Source organism: Nocardia sp. NBC_00511, from assembly GCF_045161165.1.
GTDB lineage: Bacteria > Actinomycetota > Actinomycetes > Mycobacteriales > Mycobacteriaceae > Nocardia.
Map to the genome: position 1 here is coordinate 2,981,319 of NZ_CP107849.1, position 21,050 is coordinate 3,002,368.

Here is a 21,050-nt window from a genome sequence, read left to right on the forward strand (position 1 = left end):
TTCCCGCTTTCCGACATGGTTTCGTCGTGATCACATCTAGGCTGCGGCCAGTTGGCCGGACCGACATGTTAGCCTGCCCTAACCTATTACCGGCGAGTTAATCGCCGGCCCGAGCCGAAAGGCGCCGTTGATGCTCCTTCCCACCTGCCGGACTTCTGGTATGCGCAACGCCACGCGGACGCTTCGTGTTTCCGTGGCTACCGTCGCCGCCGTGGCGGCCGTTACGGCATCCCTGGCCGGATGCAGCTCCGACGACAAGAGTTCCTCCGACGCCAAGGGCAGCACCACCACCAGTTCGGCCGCCGCCGTCACCGCGCCCGCGCCGACCGCCGACACCCTGCAGAGCGTCCTCACGGCCTTCGCCGACCCGGCCAAACCGGCTGCCGACAAAGCCAAGTTAGTCGTCGACGGCGACAAGCGTCTCGGAAATATCGACACCATGAACCAGGGACTTGCTCATTACCAGGTCGGGTTCGCCGTCGGTGAAATCAAGCAGGACGGCACCAAGGCCGACGCCAAGGTCTCGGTCACCTCGCCGCACGGCACCATGCCCGACGTCCCGATGAGCTTCCAGTACACCGACAGCGCCTGGAAGCTGTCGGACGCCGGCGCCTGCACCATCCTCGGCATGGCCCGCGCCGCCTGTCAGTAAGCCCACCTCAGCACCTCGAAAGGTCTTTCGTCCCATGTTCGTTCGCTCCGCCCGCACCTGCCTGACCGTCCTCGCCACGACCACTGCGCTGCTGTCCGGAGCGGGTCTGGCCCACGCCGACACCCCCGCCCCCAGCACCGAGGAACTGCAGAACACGCTCACCCGCTTCACCGATCCGACGGTCTCGTCGGCGGACAAGGCCGGGCTCATGGTCAACGGCGGCGCGCGGACCGCGAACCTGGACAAGATGAATCAGGGCCTGGCCAACTACGGCACCATCGGCTGGAACGTCTCGGACGTGCGGGCCAACGGCGATGCCGCCGACGCCAGCGTCGCCATCGTCTCCCCGCACGGCACCATGCCCGGCGTCCCGATGAGCTGGCAGCACACCGACGCGGGCTGGCAGCTCTCCGAGGGCACCGCCTGCACCATCCTGGCCATGGGCAAGGCCCCCTGCTGACAGTGCTCGCCTGAGATCCTCGAAAACCGAACGCACCCCTGCCCATTCGGGCGGGGGTGCGTTTCGTCGTGCGCGATCCGGGTCGCGAAATATATCTTCGCGCGGCCGTTTCGAGGACCGGTTCAGCCCTTGGAGGGCCGCCGCTGCGGACGCGGCGCGGTGAAGCCGTCGGCCAGGCGGCGCGCGCTCACCAGGAACGCGGTGTGGCCCTGCATGCGGTGCTCGGGACGCACCGCCAGCCCGACCACGTGCCACGGCCGCACCATGGACTCCCAGGCGTGCGGCTCGGTCCAGCAGCCCTGCCGGCGCAGGCCCTCGACCACCTCCGAGAGCTGGGTGGTGGTGGCGACGTAGGCCAGGAACACACCGCCGGGGATCAGCGCCTTGGCGACGGCGTCGAGCACGTCCCACGGCTTGAGCATGTCCAGCACCACTCGGTCGACCTGCTCGCCCGCGTAATCGGCGACATCACCGAGGGTGAGTTCCCAGTTCGCGGGACGTTCGCCGAAGAAGCGCTCGACATTCTTGACCGCGTGCTCGGCGTGGTCCTCGCGGATCTCCCAGGAGATGACCTTGCCCTCGGGTCCGACCGCCCGCAGCAGCGAGCAGGTCAGCGCGCCCGAGCCCGCACCGGCCTCGAGCACCCGCGCGCCGGGGAACATGTCGCCCTCGTGCACGATCTGCGCGGAGTCCTTGGGGTAGATGACCGCCGCGCCGCGCGGCATGGACAGCACGTAGTCGGTCAGCAGCGGGCGCAACGCCAGGTAGGGGGTGTTCTTGGCGGAGTTCACCACGCAGCCCTCGTCCGAGCCGATCAGGTCGTCGTGGGCGATGTGGCCGGCGTGGGTGTGGAACTCCTTGCCGGCCTCCAGGATCACCGTGAACTTGCGTCCCTTGGCGTCGGTCAGCTGGACCCGGTCACCGATCTGGAAAGGGCCGGTGCGTCTGCCCGTCATGAAGCTCCGTTCTGCGTGGTTGTTGCTGCTGCGGATTCGCATGCACCTTGTCGGTGCTTGCGTTTAGCCTGCCAGGTATGTCGGTTACCGCGATCACTACCCCGGAGACCGCGCGGTTCGGTCCGCGCGGTCCCGCATTGTCCCCTTCGCGCGCAATCGATTTCAAGCAGTGTCCGTTGAAATACCGCCTGCGCGTCATCGATCGGATCCCGGAGGCCCCCTCGCGGGTGGCCGTGCGCGGCACCCTGGTGCACGCCGTGCTGGAGGCCCTCTTCGGCCTGCCCGCCACCGAGCGCGACCCGGCCGCCGCGCAGGCCCTGATCGAACCCGCGTGGGCGAGCGTGCGCGAGTCCCGCCCCGAGGTCGAGGGCCTGATCCCCGATGAGGATCTGGCCGCCTTCCTGGCCGAGGCGAGCAAGCTGCTCGACGTCTACTTCCAGCTCGAGGATCCGGCCGGATTCGACCCGCAGTCCTGCGAGACCTTCCTCGAGACCGAACTGCCCGACGGCACTCCGCTGCGCGGCATCGTGGACCGCATCGACCGCGCCGCCGACGGGGCCCTGCACGTCATCGACTACAAAACCGGTAAAGCGCCCGGCCCGGCCTACGAGACCCGGGCGCTGTTCCAGTTGAAGTTCTACGCGCTGGTCCTGCTGCGCACGCTGGGCGCCGCGCCCGCCGAGCTACGCCTGATGTATCTGGCCGACGGGGTGACCCTCAGCTATGAGCCGGACGCCGAGGAGCTGCTGCGTTTCGAGCGGATCCTGTCGGCCCTGTGGGCGGCCATCGTGACCGCCGCCGAGACCGGGGACTTCCCGCCGAGTCGCAGCTGGATGTGCGGCTACTGCGAATTCAAGGCGCTGTGCCCCGAATTCGGCGGCACCACACCGCCTTTCCCGTCCGGTGCGACCGAATCAGATCCGGTCGCACCGTAGCGGGAAGGCCTAGAACGCGCGGCAGGACCGGATGTCGGTGGCGAGGATGGCCTTCGCGCCGAGATCGGCGAGCTGGTCCATCAGCTCGTTGCCGTTCTTGCGCGGGACCAGCGCCCGCACCGCGACCCAGTCCGGATCGGTCAGCGGGGCGATGGTCGGCGACTCCAGGCCCGGCGTGATCCGCACCGCGGCGTCCAGCAGGTCCTTGGGGCAGTCGTAGTCCAGCATCAGGTACTGCTGGGCGAAGACCACGCCCTGCACGCGGGCGACGAGCTGGTTGCGGGCCTTGTCGCGCTGGTCGGCGCCCTTGGCCTCGATCAGCACACCCTCCGAGTCGCACAGCGAGTCGCCGAAGGCGACCAGGTTGTGCTGGCGCAGCGTGCGGCCCGAGCCGACCACATCGGCGATGGCGTCGGCGACGCCGAGCTGGATGGAGATCTCGACCGCGCCGTCGAGACGGATGACCTCGGCCTCGATGCCGTGCTTGGCCAGTTCGGTGAGCACCAGATTCGGGTAGGAGGTGGCGATGCGCTTGTCGTAGAGGTCGGCGACCTTCCACTCCTGCCCGGCGGGAGCCGCGAAGCGGAAGGTGGAGCGCCCGAAGCCCAGGGGAAGCCGTTCTTGAACGGGCGCACCGGAATCCAGCGCCAGATCGCGACCGGTGATGCCGAGATCCAGCTCGCCGGAACCGACGTAGATCGCGATGTCCTTGGGCCGCAGGAAGTAGAACTCGACCTGGTTGGCCGTGTCCAGCACGGTCAGGTCGCGGGCATCGCTGCGCTTGCGGTAGCCCGCCTCGGACAGGATGGCGACGGCGGATTCGGACAGTGCGCCCTTATTGGGGACGGCGACGCGAAGCATAGGGGGTCCTTTCGGGACGGGTGGGAGGACGAGACGACGGTGGACGGGCGGACATCGGCCGCACAGGCTGTGCGGTGAATCGGCGCATCACAGATGTCGGTAGACGTCCTCGAGCCGCAGACCGCGGCCCACCATCAGGACCTGCACCCAATAGAGCAGCTGCGAGATCTCCTCGGAGAGCTCGGCATCACTCTGATATTCGGCGGCGATCCAAACCTCGCCGGCCTCCTCCAAGACCTTCTTGCCCTGCGCATGCACGCCGGCGTCCAACGCGGCGACGGTGCCGGACCCCTCGGGGCGATTGGCGGCACGATCCTGCAGCTCGGCGAACAGGGCTTCGAAAGATTTCACGGGGAGTCATTCTCTCAGACGAGCGCACACTCCCCGCAATCGGTTGTACGGTGGCGGGTTGCGCTACCCGCCCAGCAGCCCCGTGAGTTCGGCCACGGCGATGCGCAGCTGCTCAGCGAACTCGTGCATCTGCTGCGCCACGTGCTTGGGCGTGGCGAGATACAGGTTGAAACGCTGGGGCAGCAGCACGTAGGCGATGCCGATGCATTTCGGGCTGGTGGACCCGAATCCGAAGAACTCGATATTGACCGACGGGGCCGAGCTGGTGCTCAGGTAGTCGTCGCGGGAGATGATCCAGCCGGGGCTGTCGAAGAAGGCCATCGGCTCGGTCGCGCCGAGCTCCTCGCCGCGGCGACGCTGGATCCACTGCAGTTCCCACAGATGCTGTTCGGGCGCCTCGCCGCGCTGGCATTCCTGGGCGCGGCGCACGTGGGCCTCGGCGGCGGTGCGCAGGGCGGCCAGCTTGCCGTCCCGGTCGACGGCCGAATCCTCGACGGCGGCAACGAAATCCAGCATTTCCTGGGTCACCACGCGCATGGCCTCGGTGCGGCCGTTGCGGAACTGGCGGGTGGCGATGGATTCGTAGGTGGCGCCGGTGATGCCCTTGCTGCGCCGGTGCGCGAGCTGATAGCTCAACTGCGCCAGGGCATCCGGGGAGATGCCGAGCTGCTTGGCGCGCGCGGTGCCGAAGTCGAAGGACACCGTGGTGGTGGCGGTGTCGGCGGCGAACTGCGCGAACGAGGCTGCGGCGGTTGCGATCTCGGTCTTGGACTCGGGGCCGAGCAGGAAGTCGATCGGTTCCGCGGCGGGCAGGCCCTGCGGCTGTGCGCCGGACTGCTCGGTGTGCGCGGTGACCGGGGCCTCGAGCAGGGTGTCCACGAACGACAGGATGGTGGTGCCGTCCAGGCCGCAGTGCTCGACATTGATGCCCGAGGTGCCGTCGGCGAAGACGATGAACGACACCGCCTTGTCGAACCAGCGATTGCCGCTGTCGCCGTGCAGGAGCTGATCGCATGCGTGGTGGGTGTCGCGGGGCGCGAAGTCCTCGAGGCAGACGCAGAACAGCGCGGTCTCGATGGTCTCGAAGGCGGCGGAGTTGGCCGGGCGCAGTGCGGCGTAGACCGGGGCCCAGTCGGCGCGAGCCAGGGTGGTGAGGTGTCCGGGCGCGGCATTGGTGGCGGCGCGGCGGGTCCCGGCCTTCATCAGCGCCTGCAGGCCGGCGGTCAGGTCCTCGACGGTGTACGGTGCGCCGCCGGGGCCGATGACGTCCATCCGGAACATGTTGCCGCGGTAGAAGACCACGATGTGGCGGGCCTCGGAGTGGCCGGGCCAGTCCGCGCTGTAGGGCACCCGCACGGTGTCCTGCGGCGCACCCGGGATGCGGGTCTCGGAGAACAGGAACTTGTTCTGCGCCATATTGAGTCGGGTGCCGCGCTGGGTGGCGGGCGGGATCTCCTCGCGGTCCAGGCGCAGCTTGTAGTTCACGGCGGCCGCGGTGAGGGCGGCGGCGCGTTCGCTCTGGTCGGCGCTGGTGGAGGTGGCCAGCGCGGTGTCGTCGCGGAAGAGGAAGAAGAAGTTGGCGTTCAACGCGATTCGGTCACGACGGCCGAGGTAGCGCGAGGGCCAGAACTCGTCGAGCCAGCTGCCGACGCCCGGCGTCTCGTTGTAGCGCTCCAGGTCGGCGTGCAGGACGCGGGCCGGACTGTCGGGGCGCAAGAGGTCCTCGACGGTGGCCGCGGTGGCGGCGTACTCGTCGGAGGTGAGCAGGGGCGCGCTCCAGTGCAGGAAGCGGGTGCAGCTTTCCTCCAGGGTGGGCAGGGGCACGCGGGGCAGCTGCTCATCGTAGGCAAAGGTGCTGTCGCTCAAGGATTGTCCTCGTGGTCGATGGAGTTTCGGGCAGCCTGGATTTTGCACACGTGTGTCCGCCCCCCGTCGCGGACACAGCCCCCATTCTCACCATCGACCCGCTTGCGCGCCAGCGTTCGCGCGAAACCGACCTCAGACACTGTTTTGCTGCACCACAACAGTTTTCATGCGGGTAGGGTGGACGGCTCGCGGCGGGTCGCGAAGCTACACCGGGTCGGCTTCCCCGGTCTCGCTCAGGGCCTTGAGCAGCAGCGGCACCTCGTCGTTGCCGAGATAGCATCCGGTCTGCTCGAACCCGCCGATGGTGTGCTGGTCGTAGTCGCCGTAGCCGATGCGCAGGAAGTCGTCACCGAACAGCCCGTGCACGCCCCAGTCGAAGGCCACCCGCGCCCGCGCGACGACGGTGCGCAACGCCATCAGGTGATAGCTGCGGGCCACGAATTGTGCTGGGATGCCCCGCAATCCGATGCCCAGCGGTCGCGCCAGCGCGTCCTTGCCGCCCAGATCGACCACCATGCCGAGGTCGGGATGGTGGTAGGGCGCGATCGGTTCGCCACGCAGCGTGGCCAGCAGATTGCGCGCCAGATGACGGCCCTGGCGAATGGCGTGCTGCGCGGTGGGAGCGCAGATGCAGCCGTCGCCGCCGTCGGCCAGGTCCGGCACCGCGGCCGCGTCACCGATCGCCCACACGCCCTGTAGGCCGGGCACACTCAGGTCGGCCTCGGCGATGATGCGGCCCTTGGCGGTAGCCGCGCCCAGGTGCCCCGCCAGCGGGCTGGGGGCCACGCCCGCGGTCCACAGCACGGTGCGGGTCGGGATGAACCGGCCGTTGGTCAGCAGCACGCCGCGCGCGGTCACCTCCTGGGCGGACGCGCCGGAGATCAGCTCGATACCGCGTTCGGCCAGAATCCTTTTCGCCTCCGCGCCCAGGCGCGGGCCGAGTTCGGGCATGATCCGGTCGCCGTGGGTGACCAGATGCCAGCGCACCATGCTCGATTCCAGGCGTGGGAAGTATCGCTTGGCCGCGGCCTGGCACACCTTGTTGAGCACCGCGGTGGTCTCGGTGCCCGCGTAGCCCGCGCCGATGGTGACGAAGTTGAGCCGCTCGCGGTCGTCGTCCTCCTCGCCGCGCACCGCCGCCACGTCCAACTGCCGCAGCACGTGGTCGCGCAGGTACATGGCCTCCGAGAGGGTCTTCATCCCGAACCCGTGCTCGTGCAGGCCGGGCACGTCCTGGATGCGGGTGATGCTGCCCGCGGCCAGGATCAGCTGGTCGTAGTCCAGGGCCAGTTCGCCGCCCGAGGGCCGCCGCACGATGACCTGCCGCAGCCCGGAGTCCACGCCGATCACCATGCCGGGCACCACCTCGGTGCGCCGCAGCACCCGCCGCAGCGACACCGAGACCGAGCGTGGATTGAGTGTGCCCGAGGCGACCTGCGGTAGCAGCGGCAGATACAGCAATCCGGCATCGGGAGTGACCAATTGGACAAAGGCTTCGTCCGGGCGCAGATGACGCTCCAGATAGCGGGCGCACTCGACACCCGCGAAACCACCGCCGACAATTACGATCTTCGCTGGACCCACCGAATCACGGTAACAATATCGGGGGCGGTTTCAGGTGAATCCCACATGTCGTTTGGATTCACCCGGCGATTCGGTAAGCACGGGTTCACAGCGTTCGTCCGGGGTATTCCCAGCCTCACTGCTCGACGGCCTCGGCCCCGTCCGGGCGCGAGAGGTACAGGCGCGCGTAGAGCCAGCCTTCTGATTCGTAGCCCTCGGTGTCGATCCCCTTGTCCCGCAGCGTGTTCAGCACTCGCTCCCGTTCATCGCCGGAGGCGAAGCGGCGCTGTTCGAAGAATCCGTCGGCGAGTTCGGTCTGATAGCCGAGCGCGGCCAGCCGGGTGGCGATCGGATCGAAGTCGAACATGCGCAGCACGAAATGCGCCATCCACGGCAGTTTTCCGCCGTGCGCCTGCGCGACCCGCAGCAGCGTGCGGTCACTGATGTAACCGACACAGCCCGTGGAGATGACCAGGTCGGCCTCGGCGAGCGTACGGCGCTGCGCGTCGGTCGGGTCCGCGGACTCCAGGTCGGCGTGCACGGTGTCGTCGAGGAATCCGGCGGCCCGCGCGTAGTCCAGGGCGGGTCCGGAGGCGTCCATGCCGAGGAACCGCACGCCCGGCAACCGGTCGGATCCGGCCAGCAATCGCTGATCCCGCTCGATCAGTCCGGCGGTGTCGTCATCGGCACGGCCCTGATAGTGCCCGGCCAATTCCGCCATATCCACGTCCAGCCGCAGCAGCGCGGCGTTGACGCCGTAGGAGCAGCCGATATCCAGGACGGTGGGGGCGGCGATTCCGGTGGCGGTCCGATATTCGGCGAGCAGTCGCTGAAAATGCGGTTTCGCCAATTCCGGTATCCGATAGTCCAATTCGGCCATGCGCGCGTAATATTCGCGTGGATCGGACCGGTCGTAGATGTGATCGAACGAGGCTTTTCCGGTGGAGCTGTGCAACGAAACCGGCACGCGCTGGTCCCCTCTCAGTCGAGCAGACGGTCGCCGCGCACCGCGCCGGCGACCAGGTGTTGCGGCAATACCCGCCCGAACAGCTGCCGGGAGCGTTCGGCGGTGCCGATCACCCCGGCCGTGTCGCTGTAGGCGAAGATCGCCGAATGCCGTTGCACCGCACCGGCTACGGGCGCGACCCGGTGCAACGAGAATCTCCCCTGGAACAACTGCAGATCCCCCGGCCGCAGCGCCAGGCGGCGCACGAACGGTTCGCCGTCGCCGGTGAGCACCGCGCGCACGTCCCCGAGGTGCTCCGCGCTGCGCGAGCGGATGTTCGGGCAGTACTCGAACACGCCTCCGGCTTCGGGCTCCTGGGTGAGCATGCTGACGGTGAACTCGTTGGTGTCGAAATGCCAGGGGTGCGACATTCCGGGTGCGACCACGTTGAGGCACAGCCCCGCCAGCGGATCGGTGTACACGTGCAGTTCGTCGAGGCCGAAGCAGTCGGCGACGAACCGCTGGAAGCGGGTATCGGTGTAGAGCTGATGGATCAGCGCCTCGGCCGGAATGAGATCCCTTGCCACGAAGGCGTTTCCGCGCTCGAGCACGATGCGACCCGGATGAGCGGGCGGCAATTCGGTGTCGAGGGGAATGTTGTAGGCGTTGACCTGCTCCACCGTGTAGTACGCCCGCGGCGCCAGCTCCGCGCCCTCGGAACGCAAGGTGCCCAACAGATCCGGGCGAATGAACCCCGGCAGCACACAGCAGCCGTCTTCGCCGAGGGCCGCACGTGCGACCGCCACGGCCGCCACCCATCGCTCGCCGCCGGGCTCGTCGAGCGGATACCGCTCCAGATCCACCCCCGGCACCGTCCCGCCCGAGTTCAACCCATCCTCAGCCGCAACCATGTCGCTCATTCTTGCCGCAAAACCGACCGACACGCCCGGGATGTCGCCTGATTGTGAATACTCACTTTTCCTGTGTGCCAAGAATATTGATGTGATACCGACCGTCCTCCCCGCAAACCGACGTGCCGGTCCGCGGCACCGGGACCAGCCGTTATTCCCACCCGGCCGACCCTCACCCGAGCCCGATCCCCCATCGCCGGGCCCCGCAACGGCGTGGCTCCCGGCGCCGCGATCCAGGATCGGTCCCAGCGGATCCATCAGCGCGACACGCCGTGCGCGCCACCGCACGCGCTTGCGACGGCATCTCGCCCGCGAATCCGTCAGCGCGGGAACGCTATTCGCCAGCATCGGGACCACGAACACCAGGCGGCCACGACCCGCATTTCCGGCGCATTCCGGTTGGGCCACAGCTCGATTCGCGCACTGTGCCGACCCCGCTCACCGGGGTATACCGGAGGTGAGAGGACTGCGGCATGGGTACCGATCGATCGTGGGACACCATCACCGCGGCGCTCGATCGAGTGTCGGGCCCGGGGCGGCGCAGCGGCGACTGGGTGCGGTACCTGTGTCCGGTGCACGAGGGTGACGGGCGGCGGCATCATCCGTCGCTCGGCGTCGTCTACAACCCGTCGCGGCAGCGCACGATCGTGCGGTGTTTCGCGGGCTGCCCGGACGAGGAGATCCTCGAACGGCTCGGCCTGGGCGTACGGGATCTGTTCGATGTGCCCGGCGCCCGCCGCGGCGCCGGCGAGCGCAGTGGCGCAACCGAACTCGCGCTGGCGGATCGAGCGATCCTCGCGGCCGGGCTGGCGCTGTCGGTGCACAAACCCGATCCCGGGCCGCGGATCAAACCGCCGCGGCAGGCGGCCACCTATCTGTACCGGCATCCGGACGGGCGATCCGCCGGGTGCGTGATTCGTGAGGTCGCGCTGCATCGGCAGGGCTATGTGAAGTCCTTCTTCCAGTATCGGCGCACCGATTCCGGTTGGGAGCCCGGCGGTTTCGGGCACCTCCCGTTCCGCCTGCCCGAGCTGCTCGAGGCGGTGCGCGCCGGACACGACATCTATGTCTGCGAGGGCGAGGCGGACGTGCTCACCGCGACCGACGCTGGCCTCACCGCCACCTGCAATGCCGGGGGCGCGAACGCCTGGCACCCGGACCACGCCCGCTGGTTCGAGGGCGCGCGGCGAGTATGGGTCGTCGCCGACCGAGACGCTCCCGGCTACCGCCATGCCGCCAAAGTCGCGCGGTCACTGAGTGATTCGGTGGGCGAAGTGCGGGTGGTGCAGGCGCGCGACGGCAAGGACCTCACCGACCACCGCGCTGCGGGGCACGCGATCTCGGACCTGGATCCGGTGCCGGTGCTCGACGACCATTTCCGCCGATGACTCAGTCGCCGACCGCGCGCCCGTAACGTTCGATCAGCACCCGCAGCGCGGCAACGAGTTCCGGCGAGTCGACGATCTCGAAGTCGGCCTCCAGCATGCCGAGGTAGAGCGCCAGTTGCGCCGGATGATCCGAGCCGGGCTCGAACGCGCAGCGGTCGGCGGCCAGTTCCTCGACGTCGACCGGAATCGGAATGCGTTCGCGGACATGGGCGGCGGAGGCGTGGACGATGACGCGCGCCCGGAATCGCCAGGTGGCCTCCCCCACCCCGCGTTCCACCCGGATCATGATCTCGGCATCGGGCGGCAGTGGCCGGGGCGGGAAGCGCGGCCCGGCCGGTAGGCGGGGATCCATCCGATCGACCCGGAAGGTCCGCCAGTCGTCGCGGTCGAGATCCCAGGCCAGCAGATACCAGCGCTGCCGGTTGCTGACCAGGCGATACGGTTCCACCGAACGCCGGGCCGCCGCCCCGGAGTGGGTCCGGTAGTCGAATCGCAACCGCTCGTGGTCACGGCAGGCCGCGCCCACGGCGGTCAGCACGTCCGGGTGCACGCGTGGGCCGCGGGCGGGTACCGGCAGCGTGTGCTGGAAGGCGCTCACCCGGTGCCGCAGCCGCGAGGGCAGGATCTGCTGCAGTTTGGTGAGGGCCCGCAGTGACGTCTCCTCGATCCCGGCGATGGATCCACTTGCCGCCGTGCGCAATCCGACCGCCACCGCGACCGCCTCGTCATCGTCGAGCAGCAGCGGCGGCAGGGTGCCGCCCGCCCCGAGCCGATAGCCGCCGTCGACGCCCGACCGGGCTTGCACCGGATAGCCGAGTTCACGCAGTCGCTCCATGTCGTTGCGGATGGTGCGTCCGGTGACCTGCAGTCGCTGTGCCAGTTCGGGTCCGGTCCAGTCCCGGCGGGACTGCAGCAGCGACAGCAGGCGCAGCAGCCGGGCCGATGTCTCCAACATTTCCCGATCGTAGCCGCCGATCGCGGAACGAACCTTTCCGCGATGGCTTCTACCTTGAAGCCATGAGCAGCGACATCCGCCCCTTCCGCCTCGACATTCCGCAGTCCGACCTGGACTACCTGCACGACCGCCTGGCGCATGCCCGCTGGGCCACCCAGCTGCCCGGCACCGGCTGGGAGCGCGGTATCCCGGAAGCCGAGCTGCGCGAACTCGCCGACTACTGGCGCACCGAATTCGATTGGCGCGCCCAGGAAGCCGCGTTCAACACCTTCCCGCAGTTCACCACCGAGATCGACGGCCAGCACATCCACTTCCTGCACGTGCGCTCCGAACACCCGGACGCGCAGCCGCTGCTGCTCACCCACGGCTTCCCCAGTTCGGTCGCCGAGTTCCTGGGCCTGATCGACCTGCTGGTGAATCCCGCCGCGGGCCAGGCCTTCCACGTGATCGCCCCCTCGCTGCCCGGGTATGCCCTGTCCACCCCGCTCTCGGATGTCGGCTGGTCGATGGGCCGCACCGCCCGCGCCTGGATCGAGCTGATGGCCCGTCTGGGCTACGACCGCTACGGCGTGCACGGCGGCGATGTCGGCAGCGGCGTCTCCGGCATGGTCGCGGGCCTCGACGGCGAACACGTGACCGGCGTGCACGTGGTGACCGACCCGCGCACCGCCGCCAATGTCGCGACCTTCCTGCCCGGCCTCGCCGACGGTCTCGACCCCAACGATCCCGTCGACAAGCTGATCCTCGACCGGATGAACAGCTTCCGCCGCGATGGCTCCGGCTATCTCGCCATCCAGAACAGCCGCCCCCAGACCATCGGCTACGGCCTCACCGACTCCCCGCTGCTGCAATTGGCGTGGATCGCCGAGAAATTCGAAACCTGGACCGACCTGCCCATCGACCGCGATCAACTGCTGACCACGGTCAGCCTGTACTGGTTCACTGGTTCCGGAGCCTCGGCCGCCCACACCCTCTACGAGCAGTCGCACTCCACCGACTGGGGCGTCCCCGCCACCGTCCCGCACGGCTTCGCGATCTTCGGCGCGGACGAGACGGTCCGCCGGGTGGTCCCGGCCCCGCCCGGTGCGCACTGGTCGGAATTCGAACGCGGCCTGCACTTTCCGGCCATGGAGGATCCGGCGACGCTGGCGCGGGATCTGCGCGATTTCTTCGGTCCGCTGCGCTGACGCGGACGAGGTGTCACCGGTCCGGTGTACTCACCGGACCGGTGCCCGGGCTGTCGAGTTGGGCGACAAGCGTTTTCGGAGCGACCATCCGGTAGGCGTCAGTGACGATCTCGGCGATCTCCGCCCAATCCACCGCCACATCGAGATACACCCCCAGCCACCCGCGATGCCCGACATAGGGCGGCCGGAAGAACTGCTCCGGCGCGGCGGCCACCAACTCCTGCTGCACTCCGGCCGGTGCCGGGCACCAGAATCCGAGCCGATCGTCGTGGTGGTGGTCGGCGAACATGACGAACACCTTCTTGCCGCGCACGAACCACGTCGGCTCTCCGTGACTGAGCCGCTCACTCACCTCCGGCAGCGCCGTGCACAGCGCCCGCAACGACTTCAGCGCATTGTCCATACCCGCAGGTTAGGCGATCGAACGCCCGCCGCCTTGGACGAATGGGAACCGCTCAGCCCCGCATGCACCCGCGCAGCGAATCCAGATACCCGGTCATGGCGTCGCGATTGCGGGTCAGCAGCTCGATGCGCCTGCTCATCCGATCCCGCTGCTGCTCGAGCGTCCCGATGATCTCCGGTGTGGCATCGGCGAAGTGGATATCGGACGGGTCCTCGAGACAGGGCAGGATCTGCCTGATGATGCGGGTCGGCAGCCCGGCATCGAGCAGACCGCGAATGTGCACGACCTGATCGACCAGCCGTTCGTCGTAATCGCGGTAGCCGTTGGCCAGCCGCCCCACCCGGATCAACCCCTGATCCTCGTAGTAGCGCAGCAGCCGCGGGGCGATATCGGTGCGCTCGGACAGCTCGCCGATCCTCATATGTCCCACCTCACAACGACTCTCGGTTGACCTTCACACGTATGTGAAGGTTCGAGCATAGCGACATGAGCACAGACCAGACCCTCTACGACTACTCCCCCATCACCGAGCGTCCCGCCATCCACTGGCCCGACGGCAAACGCGTCGCCTTCTACGTCGGGCTCAATATCGAGCACTTCTACGTCGATCTGCCGGGGACCGCCATCTACGAGGGCACTACCGGCCTGACCCCCGACGCGCTGAACTACGGCTGGCGCGACTACGGCCCACGCGTCGGCTTCTGGCGGCAGCTCGAACTCTTCGACAAGCACGGCATCCGCGCCAGCGCCCTGCTGAACTCCGATGCGGCCGAGCGGTATCCGCAGATCATCCAGGCCGGGCGCGACCGCGACTGGGCATGGCTCGCGCACGGCAGCAGCAACAGCCATCTGCACACCGGATTGCCGCTCGAGCAGGAGCGCACGGCCCTGCGCGAGATCGTCACCACCATCGAGAAGGCCACCGGGCAGCGGCCGCGCGGCTGGATGGGACCCGGCCTCACCGAAACCTTCGACACCCCGGCGCTATTGGCCGAACTCGGCCTGGACTACGTGCTCGACTGGACCAACGACGATCAGCCCTACCGCCTGAATGTGCCCGGCATGCTGAGCCTTCCGTATTCGGTGGAACTCAACGACATCGGCATCTTCGTCAGCAAAGGCCTGACCGGACCCGACTTCGTGCGCATGGTCAAGGATCAGGTCGATCAGCTCTACGCCGATTCCGCCGACAGCGGACGGGTGCTGGCCCTGGCCCTGCACCCGTTCGTCACCGGTCAGGCCTTCCGGCACCGCTACCTCGACGAGGCCCTCGACTACGTCGTCAACCATCCGGGCATCTGGGTGACCACCTCCGACGAGATCGCCGAGCACTATCGAAAGACGGTCTGAGACCGCCGGATCAGGACGCGGCGCGGACCCGGATCAGGTCGTGCAGATCCTCGAGGGTGAGACCGACGAGGCTGTCGCGGAAGGTGCGGCCCGGGGCGTCGGGCACCGCGACCTCACACGGCACGACCAGCAGCGTGCATCCGGCCGCCTGCGCCGCGATCGCGCCGGTCGGCGAATCCTCGATGGCCACAGCGTGTTCCGGTGCGACCCCGAGCAACTCGGCGGCGCGCAGATACAGGTCGGGGGCGGGCTTGCCCTCGGGGACCTCGTCGGCGCACACGGTGGCCCCGAAGAACTCCCGGCCGATGGTGTCGAGCCCGAATTCGGTCAGCGACCGTTTGGTATTGGTCACCAGGGCCATCGGCACACCCGCCGCGCGCAAGGTCTCGAGGGCTTCGCGCGCGCCCGGCCGCCACGGCACCGGCCCGTGGAACAGTTCGGTGACCCGCTGCTCCATCCAGTCCGACGCCGCCGTGGTGGCCGCCTCGGTGGGCTCGAGCCCCAGCCCGCGGAAGAGGATCTGCATGGCGTTGGGCCCGGACGCGCCGATCAACGCGTGCCGGACACCGTCGGTCAGCTCCGATCCGAGCTCGCCCGCGAGTTCACGCAGTGCCAGATCCCAGAGCTTCTCCGAGTCCAGCAGCGTGCCGTCCATGTCCCACAACACCGCATCCAACCGCGCCACCGCGCCGTCACTCCTTCCGGCGCCCGTCGGGGCGCACACACCGGTCTGAACCGGTGTTCACCCTATCGGTGCCGGTGCACGCCTTCGCGTGCACGCGGCCCGAATCAGACGCCGGAGGCCGCGATCAACGGCCGGCCGCTGGACGAATCGACCTGCACCCAACGGTTTTCGCTGGTGGTCTGACCGTTCTTGAGGTGGTAGGTGAGGTTCGCCACCGCGCGATTGTCACCCTGCTGGGTGACGCCGCCGACGCTCACCGAAGACACGCTGTTCCAGAACTCCGCGTACGAGTTGTAGCCGCCGGTGGAGGCCTGGTAGCCGGGCGAGAGCATCCCCCAGGCGCCACCCACATTGCCGGGCAGCATCCCGTAGTAGCCCTGCACGAACGAGGCCACCGACACCGCCGCCGCCGGAGCGGGCGGAACCGTCGTGGTGGTCGGAGGCACCGGGGTCGTGGTGCTCGGCCGTGCCGAACTGCTCGGCGCGGCACTGCTACTCGGTGCCGACGAGGACGGCGCGGTCGTCGGAGCCTGGGTCGCCGCACCGGTGTCACCGGTGCGGGCGGGCTGCTGACCACCGGCGTCGGTTCCGCCACCGGACTGGGTCGAGCCCCCGGCCGACGGTGTGGTGGCCGGGCTCGCCACCGAACTGGCCGGACTGGCCGCCACCGGTTGATTGTTGCTGTCGCCGCCACGGCTCAGCACCACCGCGAGCAGCACCGCCACGACCAGCGCACCCACCACCCCGGCCGCGATCAGCACGCGCTGTCGCGGATCACGGTCCGCACCACCGGTTTTCAGTCCGGAAGTCCCGGTGGGCGGCGGTGCGCCACCCGAACCGGCCGCCGGCTTCGCCATATCGACGTGCATGGTCGCGTCGTCCGCGTTACCCGGCACACCGGTACCACCGGTCGAGATGACCGTCGTCTTGTCCGCCGCAGCGGCGGCGGCCGCGGCCGCACCGGGTTCCACCGACGGCAGCACCTTGGTGGCCTGCACCGACACCAGCGGCGCCCGCCCCTCGGCGACGGCCTGCAATCGTTCGGCCGCCTGCTCCATGGTCGGCCGGTCGTCCGCCTCGGCGGCCAGCAGATCCATCAGCACCGGCCCGAGCGCACCGGCGCGCTTCGGCTGCGGCACCTTGGCGCGCGCCACCGAATGCAGGACCGCGAGGGGATTGTCGCCCTCACCGAACGGCGGCTTGCCCTCGACGGCCGCGAAAAGCGTTGAGCCCAGCGCGAACACATCCGAGGACGGTTCCGGGTTCTCGCCGCGCGCCACCTCCGGCGACAGGTAGGCGGGCGTGCCCGCCAGGAAGCCGGTCGAGGTGACGGTGACGTCGCCGGTGGCCCGCGAGATGCCGAAGTCGGTGATCTTCACGGTGCCGTCGTCGGCCACCAGAATGTTGGCGGGCTTGACATCCCGATGCACGATCCCGGCCTTGTGCGCCGCAGCCATGGCCTCGGCGACCTTGGCCCCGATCCGGCCGACCTCGACCGGATCCAACGGCCCCTTCTCCCGCATGATCGCCGCCAGGCTCAACGCGTCGACGTATTCCATGACCAGCCAGGGCTGGCCGTCCTCGTCGGCGACGTCGAACACGGTGACGGCGTTGGGATGATGCAGTCGCGCCGCGATGCGCCCCTCACGCATCGCCCGCATCCGCGCCTCGACGGCCTGCGCCCGGGTCAGCCCCGGGGTCAGCAGCAACTGCTTGACCGCGACCGTGCGCCGCAATCGCACGTCGGTCGCGCGCCACACGACCCCCATCGCACCGGTGCCGATCGGATCCGTTAGCCGGTACCGCCCCGCAATCAACCGGTCTGAGCTCATGTGGTGGTGCCCCTCCTGCTGGCTTTCGCGCCGAGCACCCTGCAACTCTGCGCGAAAGCCCGGAAACCTCTTGGAAATTCTAAGCGTTGAAGTACTTCGCTTCGGGGTGCAGCAGCACGAAAGCATCCGTCGACTGCTCCGGATGCAGCTGCAGTTCCTCCGACAGCACCACTCCGATCCGTCCGGCCTCGAGCAGGTCCACGAGTTTGGCCCGATCCTCCAAGGTGGGGCAGGCCCCGTAGCCGAAGGAGTACCGAGCGCCACGGTATCCGAGTTTGAAGTAATCCAGCACATCGGCGGGATCGGACTCGGCGACCGAATGTCCTTCCAGGGTCAGTTCTTCGCGGATGCGCCGGTGCCAGAACTCCGCGAGCGCCTCGGTGAGCTGCACACCGATACCGTGCACCTCCAGGTAGTCGCGGTAGTTGTCCTCGGCGAAGAGCACATTGGCGAAATCGGCGATCGGCTGACCCATGGTGACCAGCTGGAACGGCATCACATCGACCTGACCGGTCTGCACGGCCAGTTCGCGCGAGCGAATGAAATCCGCGATGCACAGGAACCGGTCGCGCTGCTGGCGCGGGAATGTGAACCGGAAGCGTTCCGGCGCATCGGGTTTCGGCTCGGTGAGAACAATCACATCGTCACCCTCGGAGACGGCCGGGAAGTAGCCGTACACCACCGCGGCGTGCTGCAAAACACCTTCGGCGATGAGCCGGTCGAGCCAATACCGCAGCCGCGGACGGCCTTCGGTCTCCACCAGCTCCTCGTAGGAGGGTCCCTCACCGCCGCGCTGACCGCGCAACCCCCACTGACCCAGGAACAGCGCCCGTTCGTCGAGCAGCCCCGAGTACTCGCTCACCGACAGGCCCTTGACGATCCGGCTGCCCCAGAACGGCGGCACCGGCACCACGGCCTCCACCGCCACATCCGAGCGCGCGGGCACCTCCACCGGCTTCTCGGTGGCCTTGCGCTGCTCGGCGATCCGCTTGGAGCGCTCGTGGCGGGCCTTGCGCTCGGCGGTCTTCTCGCGCTCGGCGATGGCCTCCGGCGAATCCGGATCCAGACCGCCACCGCGCTTGCGGGTCATGATCTGGTCCATCAGGTTCAGGCCCTCGAAGGCGTCGCGGGCGTAGTGCACATCACCGGCGTACACGTCGGTGAGATCGTTCTCCACGTAGCCGCGAGTCAGCGCCGCACCGCCGAGGAGTACCGGGAACTGCTCCGCGACACCGCGGGTGTTCATCTCCTCGAGGTTCTCCTTCATCACCACCGTGGACTTCACCAGCAGCCCGGACATGCCGATGACGTCGGCCTTCTTGTCCACCGCGGCATCCAGGATCGCCGAAATCGGTTGCTTGATACCGAGATTCACGACCTCGTAGCCATTGTTGGACAGGATGATGTCGACCAGGTTCTTGCCGATGTCGTGCACGTCACCCTTGACGGTGGCCAGCACGATGCGACCTTTGCCGGAGTCGTCGGTGGCCTCCATGTGCGGTTCCAGATGCGCCACAGCGGTCTTCATGACCTCCGCGGATTGCAGCACGAACGGCAGCTGCATCTGCCCGGACCCGAACAGCTCACCGACCGTCTTCATGCCCGACAGCAGGGTCTCGTTGATGATCCGCAGCGGCGGAACCTCTTTCATGGCCTCGTCGAGGTCGGCCTCGAGGCCGTTGCGCTCACCGTCGACGATGCGCCGCGCCAGCCGCTCGAACAGCGGCAGCGCCGCCAGCTCCTCGGCACGCGACGCCTTGGACGAGGCCGTCGAGACGCCCTCGAACAGCTCCATCAGCTTCTGCAGCGGGTCGTAGTCCTCGGTGCGGCGGTCGTAGACCAGATCCAGCGCGGTCTGGCGCTGCTCCTCCTGGATGCGCGCCATGGGCAGGATCTTGGAGGCGTGCACGATCGCCGAATCCAGTCCGGCCTCGACGCATTCGTTCATGAACACCGAGTTGAGCACCTGCCGGGCGGCCGGGTTCAGACCGAAGGAGATATTCGAAAGCCCCAGCGTCGTCTGCACATTCGGGTGCTTGCGCTTGAGTTGCCGGATGGCCTCGATGGTTTCGATGCCGTCCTTGCGCGACTCCTCCTGACCGGTACCCAGGGTGAAGGTCAGCGTGTCGATGATGATGTCGGACTCTTCGAGGCCCCAGTTGGTGGTGATGTCCTCGATGAGCCGCTCGGCGATCGCCACCTTGTGCTCGGCGGTGCGCGCCTGGCCCTCCTCGTCGATGGTCAGCGCGACCACGGCCGCACCGTGTTCCGACACCAGCCGCATGGTCTGCTGGAAGCGCGAATCCGGGCCCGCGCCGTCCTCGTAGTTCACCGAGTTGACCGCGCAGCGGCCGCCCAGATGCTCCAGACCGGCCTTCAGCACCGGGGTTTCGGTGGAGTCCAGCATGATCGGCAGCGTGGACGCCGTGGCCAGCCGCGAGGCCAGCTCCCGCATGTCCTTGGCGCCGTCGCGTCCCACGTAGTCGACGCACAGGTCCAGCATGTGGGCGCCGTCGCGGGTCTGGTCCTTGGCGATGTCCAGGCACTTCTGCCAGTCCTCGGCCAGCATGGCCTCGCGGAAAGCCTTGGAGCCGTTGGCATTCGTGCGCTCGCCGATCATCATGATCGAGGCGTCCTGCTCGAACGGCACCGCGGAGTAGATGGAGGACACGCTCGGCTCGTGCAGCGGCGTGCGCTTGGCCCGTTCGACCTCGCGCACCGCGGCGGCCACCTGCCGGATGTGCTCGGGGGTGGTGCCACAGCAGCCACCGACCATCGACAGCCCGAACTCGGACACGAACTGGCTGAGCGCGATCGCCAGGCCCTCGGCCGAGAGCGGGTATTCCGCGCCCTTGGCACCGAGCACCGGCAGACCGGCGTTCGGCATCACCGAGACCGGCAACTGCGCGTGCTTGGACAGATGGCGCAGATGCTCGCTCATCTCGTCCGGGCCGGTGGCGCAGTTCAACCCGATCATGTCGATGCCGAGGTTCTCGAGCGCGGTCAGCGCCGCCCCGATCTCCGAACCGACCAGCATGGTGCCGGTGGTCTCCACGGTCACGTGGGTGATGATCGGGATCCGGCGACCGGCCTTGGTCATGGCGTGGTGGCTACCGGTGATCGCGGCCTTGACCTGCAGCAGGTCCTGGCAGGTCTCGATGAGGATGGCGTCGGCGCCACCGTCGAGCATGCCGAGCGCGGCCTCGGCGTAGGCATCGCGCAGGGAGACATAGGGAGCGTGGCCCAGGGTGGGCAGCTTGGTGCCCGGACCCATGGAACCCAGCACGTAGCGGGGGGTGCCGTCGGCCGACGGTCCCATCTCGTCGGCTACTTCGCGGGCGAGGCGGGTGCCCCGCTCGGACAGGTCGCGAATGCGGTCGGAGATGTCGTAGTCGGCCAGGTTGGGCAGGTTGCAGCCGAAGGTGTTGGTCTCCACGGCGTCCGCCCCGGCCTCGAAATAGGCGCGGTGGATGTGCCGCAGCACGTCCGGGCGGGTCTCGTTGAGGATCTCGTTGCATCCTTCGAGGCCACGGAAATCGTCGAGCGTGAGATCCGCGGCCTGCAGCATCGTGCCCATCGCACCGTCCCCGATGACAACACGCCGTCTGAGCGTGTCCAGTAGGGTGGTGTCGAATTCGGCGCGGCTGCGTACAGACATGTACTCAAGAGTAGTGGGAGCCTGCGACAAGCTGAATTCCGCGTGCACCGCGCGATTGCGCGTCGCTGATACGCATGTGCAGCCCACACCG

General features: G+C 68.3%; 19 protein-coding genes. 6 read left to right on the forward strand and 13 right to left on the reverse strand.

Annotation, left to right across the window (positions count from 1 at the left end; translation table 11 throughout):
* Window positions 1-193: 193 nt before the first annotated feature.
* Complete coding sequence (locus OG300_RS14165) at window positions 194-652, forward strand: hypothetical protein (RefSeq protein ID WP_405495964.1); 459 nt, start codon at window positions 194-196, stop codon at window positions 650-652.
* 34 nt (window positions 653-686) lie between these two features.
* Complete coding sequence (locus OG300_RS14170) at window positions 687-1,112, forward strand: hypothetical protein (RefSeq protein WP_405495966.1); 426 nt, start codon at window positions 687-689, stop codon at window positions 1,110-1,112.
* Between the two features lie 122 nt (window positions 1,113-1,234).
* Here OG300_RS14170 and OG300_RS14175 read toward each other — a convergent pair whose 3' ends face one another.
* Window positions 1,235-2,068, reverse strand: coding sequence for a tRNA (adenine-N1)-methyltransferase (locus OG300_RS14175; RefSeq protein ID WP_405495968.1), 834 nt, complete (start codon window positions 2,066-2,068; stop codon window positions 1,235-1,237).
* A 77-nt stretch (window positions 2,069-2,145) separates the two neighbouring features.
* On the opposite strand from OG300_RS14175, the gene OG300_RS14180 reads away from it, so the two are divergent.
* Window positions 2,146-3,003, forward strand: a complete 858-nt coding sequence (locus OG300_RS14180; RefSeq protein ID WP_405495970.1) for a RecB family exonuclease — start codon at window positions 2,146-2,148, stop codon at window positions 3,001-3,003.
* A 9-nt stretch (window positions 3,004-3,012) separates the two neighbouring features.
* On the opposite strand, the gene hisG is transcribed toward OG300_RS14180, so the two are convergent.
* From hisG to OG300_RS14210, 6 genes are all read right to left on the reverse strand, one after another.
* On the reverse strand, window positions 3,013-3,864 hold the full coding sequence (gene hisG / locus OG300_RS14185) for an ATP phosphoribosyltransferase (RefSeq protein ID WP_405495972.1): 852 nt from the start codon (window positions 3,862-3,864) through the stop codon (window positions 3,013-3,015).
* An 87-nt stretch (window positions 3,865-3,951) separates the two neighbouring features.
* A complete protein-coding gene (locus tag OG300_RS14190; protein WP_405495974.1) occupies window positions 3,952-4,215 on the reverse strand; it encodes a phosphoribosyl-ATP diphosphatase in 264 nt (87 codons plus the stop codon).
* A 63-nt stretch (window positions 4,216-4,278) separates the two neighbouring features.
* Window positions 4,279-6,081, reverse strand: coding sequence for a choline/carnitine O-acyltransferase (locus tag OG300_RS14195; RefSeq protein WP_405495976.1), 1,803 nt, complete (start codon window positions 6,079-6,081; stop codon window positions 4,279-4,281).
* A 204-nt stretch (window positions 6,082-6,285) separates the two neighbouring features.
* Entirely contained in the window at window positions 6,286-7,665 is a 1,380-nt protein-coding gene (locus tag OG300_RS14200) for an NAD(P)/FAD-dependent oxidoreductase (RefSeq protein WP_405495978.1), read from the reverse strand.
* A 115-nt stretch (window positions 7,666-7,780) separates the two neighbouring features.
* The gene (locus OG300_RS14205) at window positions 7,781-8,611 is read right to left on the reverse strand and encodes a class I SAM-dependent methyltransferase (protein WP_405495980.1); all 831 of its coding nucleotides are present in this window, start codon (window positions 8,609-8,611) and stop codon (window positions 7,781-7,783) included.
* Window positions 8,612-8,625: 14 nt separating this feature from the next.
* On the reverse strand, window positions 8,626-9,501 hold the full coding sequence (locus tag OG300_RS14210) for an arpA protein (RefSeq protein ID WP_405495982.1): 876 nt from the start codon (window positions 9,499-9,501) through the stop codon (window positions 8,626-8,628).
* A gap of 473 nt (window positions 9,502-9,974) precedes the next feature.
* On the opposite strand from OG300_RS14210, the gene OG300_RS14215 reads away from it, so the two are divergent.
* Complete coding sequence (locus tag OG300_RS14215) at window positions 9,975-10,889, forward strand: toprim domain-containing protein (RefSeq protein WP_405495984.1); 915 nt, start codon at window positions 9,975-9,977, stop codon at window positions 10,887-10,889.
* A 1-nt stretch (window position 10,890) separates the two neighbouring features.
* On the opposite strand, the gene OG300_RS14220 is transcribed toward OG300_RS14215, so the two are convergent.
* Window positions 10,891-11,844, reverse strand: a complete 954-nt coding sequence (locus OG300_RS14220; protein WP_405495986.1) for a helix-turn-helix transcriptional regulator — start codon at window positions 11,842-11,844, stop codon at window positions 10,891-10,893.
* A 62-nt stretch (window positions 11,845-11,906) separates the two neighbouring features.
* Between OG300_RS14220 and OG300_RS14225 the strand changes: the two genes are divergently transcribed.
* Window positions 11,907-13,031, forward strand: a complete 1,125-nt coding sequence (locus tag OG300_RS14225; protein WP_405495988.1) for an epoxide hydrolase family protein — start codon at window positions 11,907-11,909, stop codon at window positions 13,029-13,031.
* A 13-nt stretch (window positions 13,032-13,044) separates the two neighbouring features.
* Here OG300_RS14225 and OG300_RS14230 read toward each other — a convergent pair whose 3' ends face one another.
* Together OG300_RS14230 and OG300_RS14235 are read right to left on the reverse strand one after the other, a co-directional pair.
* Window positions 13,045-13,434: an MmcQ/YjbR family DNA-binding protein gene (locus OG300_RS14230; RefSeq protein WP_405495990.1), complete on the reverse strand. Its 390-nt coding sequence runs from the start codon at window positions 13,432-13,434 to the stop codon at window positions 13,045-13,047.
* A 52-nt stretch (window positions 13,435-13,486) separates the two neighbouring features.
* Complete coding sequence (locus tag OG300_RS14235) at window positions 13,487-13,855, reverse strand: MerR family transcriptional regulator (RefSeq protein ID WP_405495992.1); 369 nt, start codon at window positions 13,853-13,855, stop codon at window positions 13,487-13,489.
* Window positions 13,856-13,920: 65 nt separating this feature from the next.
* Here OG300_RS14235 and OG300_RS14240 point away from each other — a divergent pair, with 65 nt between their 5' ends.
* Window positions 13,921-14,784, forward strand: a complete 864-nt coding sequence (locus OG300_RS14240; protein ID WP_405495994.1) for a polysaccharide deacetylase family protein — start codon at window positions 13,921-13,923, stop codon at window positions 14,782-14,784.
* Between the two features lie 10 nt (window positions 14,785-14,794).
* Here the strand turns inward: OG300_RS14240 and OG300_RS14245 are convergent, their stop codons facing one another.
* The 3 genes from OG300_RS14245 to metH form a co-directional block, all read right to left on the reverse strand.
* Window positions 14,795-15,469 (reverse strand): HAD family hydrolase, encoded by a 675-nt coding sequence (locus OG300_RS14245; RefSeq protein ID WP_405495996.1) that lies wholly within the window; start codon window positions 15,467-15,469, stop codon window positions 14,795-14,797.
* A gap of 104 nt (window positions 15,470-15,573) precedes the next feature.
* On the reverse strand, window positions 15,574-17,301 hold the full coding sequence (locus OG300_RS14250; protein WP_405495998.1) for a serine/threonine-protein kinase: 1,728 nt from the start codon (window positions 17,299-17,301) through the stop codon (window positions 15,574-15,576).
* Window positions 17,302-17,380: 79 nt separating this feature from the next.
* Entirely contained in the window at window positions 17,381-20,959 is a 3,579-nt protein-coding gene (gene metH / locus OG300_RS14255) for a methionine synthase (RefSeq protein WP_405496000.1), read from the reverse strand.
* Window positions 20,960-21,050 lie beyond the last annotated feature (91 nt).

Bases quoted from the DNA above. Each gene is read 5' to 3' on its own strand.
- OG300_RS14170 (WP_405495966.1), top strand. From the start codon at position 687: ATGTTCGTTCGCTCCGCCCGCACCTGCCTGACCGTCCTCGCCACGACC.
- OG300_RS14175 (WP_405495968.1), bottom strand. From the start codon at position 2,068: ATGACGGGCAGACGCACCGGCCCTTTCCAGATCGGTGACCGGGTCCAG.
- OG300_RS14180 (WP_405495970.1), top strand. From the start codon at position 2,146: ATGTCGGTTACCGCGATCACTACCCCGGAGACCGCGCGGTTCGGTCCG.
- hisG (WP_405495972.1), bottom strand. From the start codon at position 3,864: ATGCTTCGCGTCGCCGTCCCCAATAAGGGCGCACTGTCCGAATCCGCC.
- OG300_RS14210 (WP_405495982.1), bottom strand. From the start codon at position 9,501: ATGGTTGCGGCTGAGGATGGGTTGAACTCGGGCGGGACGGTGCCGGGG.
- OG300_RS14215 (WP_405495984.1), top strand. From the start codon at position 9,975: ATGGGTACCGATCGATCGTGGGACACCATCACCGCGGCGCTCGATCGA.
- OG300_RS14220 (WP_405495986.1), bottom strand. From the start codon at position 11,844: ATGTTGGAGACATCGGCCCGGCTGCTGCGCCTGCTGTCGCTGCTGCAG.
- OG300_RS14225 (WP_405495988.1), top strand. From the start codon at position 11,907: ATGAGCAGCGACATCCGCCCCTTCCGCCTCGACATTCCGCAGTCCGAC.
- OG300_RS14230 (WP_405495990.1), bottom strand. From the start codon at position 13,434: ATGGACAATGCGCTGAAGTCGTTGCGGGCGCTGTGCACGGCGCTGCCG.
- OG300_RS14235 (WP_405495992.1), bottom strand. From the start codon at position 13,855: ATGAGGATCGGCGAGCTGTCCGAGCGCACCGATATCGCCCCGCGGCTG.
- OG300_RS14240 (WP_405495994.1), top strand. From the start codon at position 13,921: ATGAGCACAGACCAGACCCTCTACGACTACTCCCCCATCACCGAGCGT.
- OG300_RS14250 (WP_405495998.1), bottom strand. From the start codon at position 17,301: ATGAGCTCAGACCGGTTGATTGCGGGGCGGTACCGGCTAACGGATCCG.
- metH (WP_405496000.1), bottom strand. From the start codon at position 20,959: ATGTCTGTACGCAGCCGCGCCGAATTCGACACCACCCTACTGGACACG.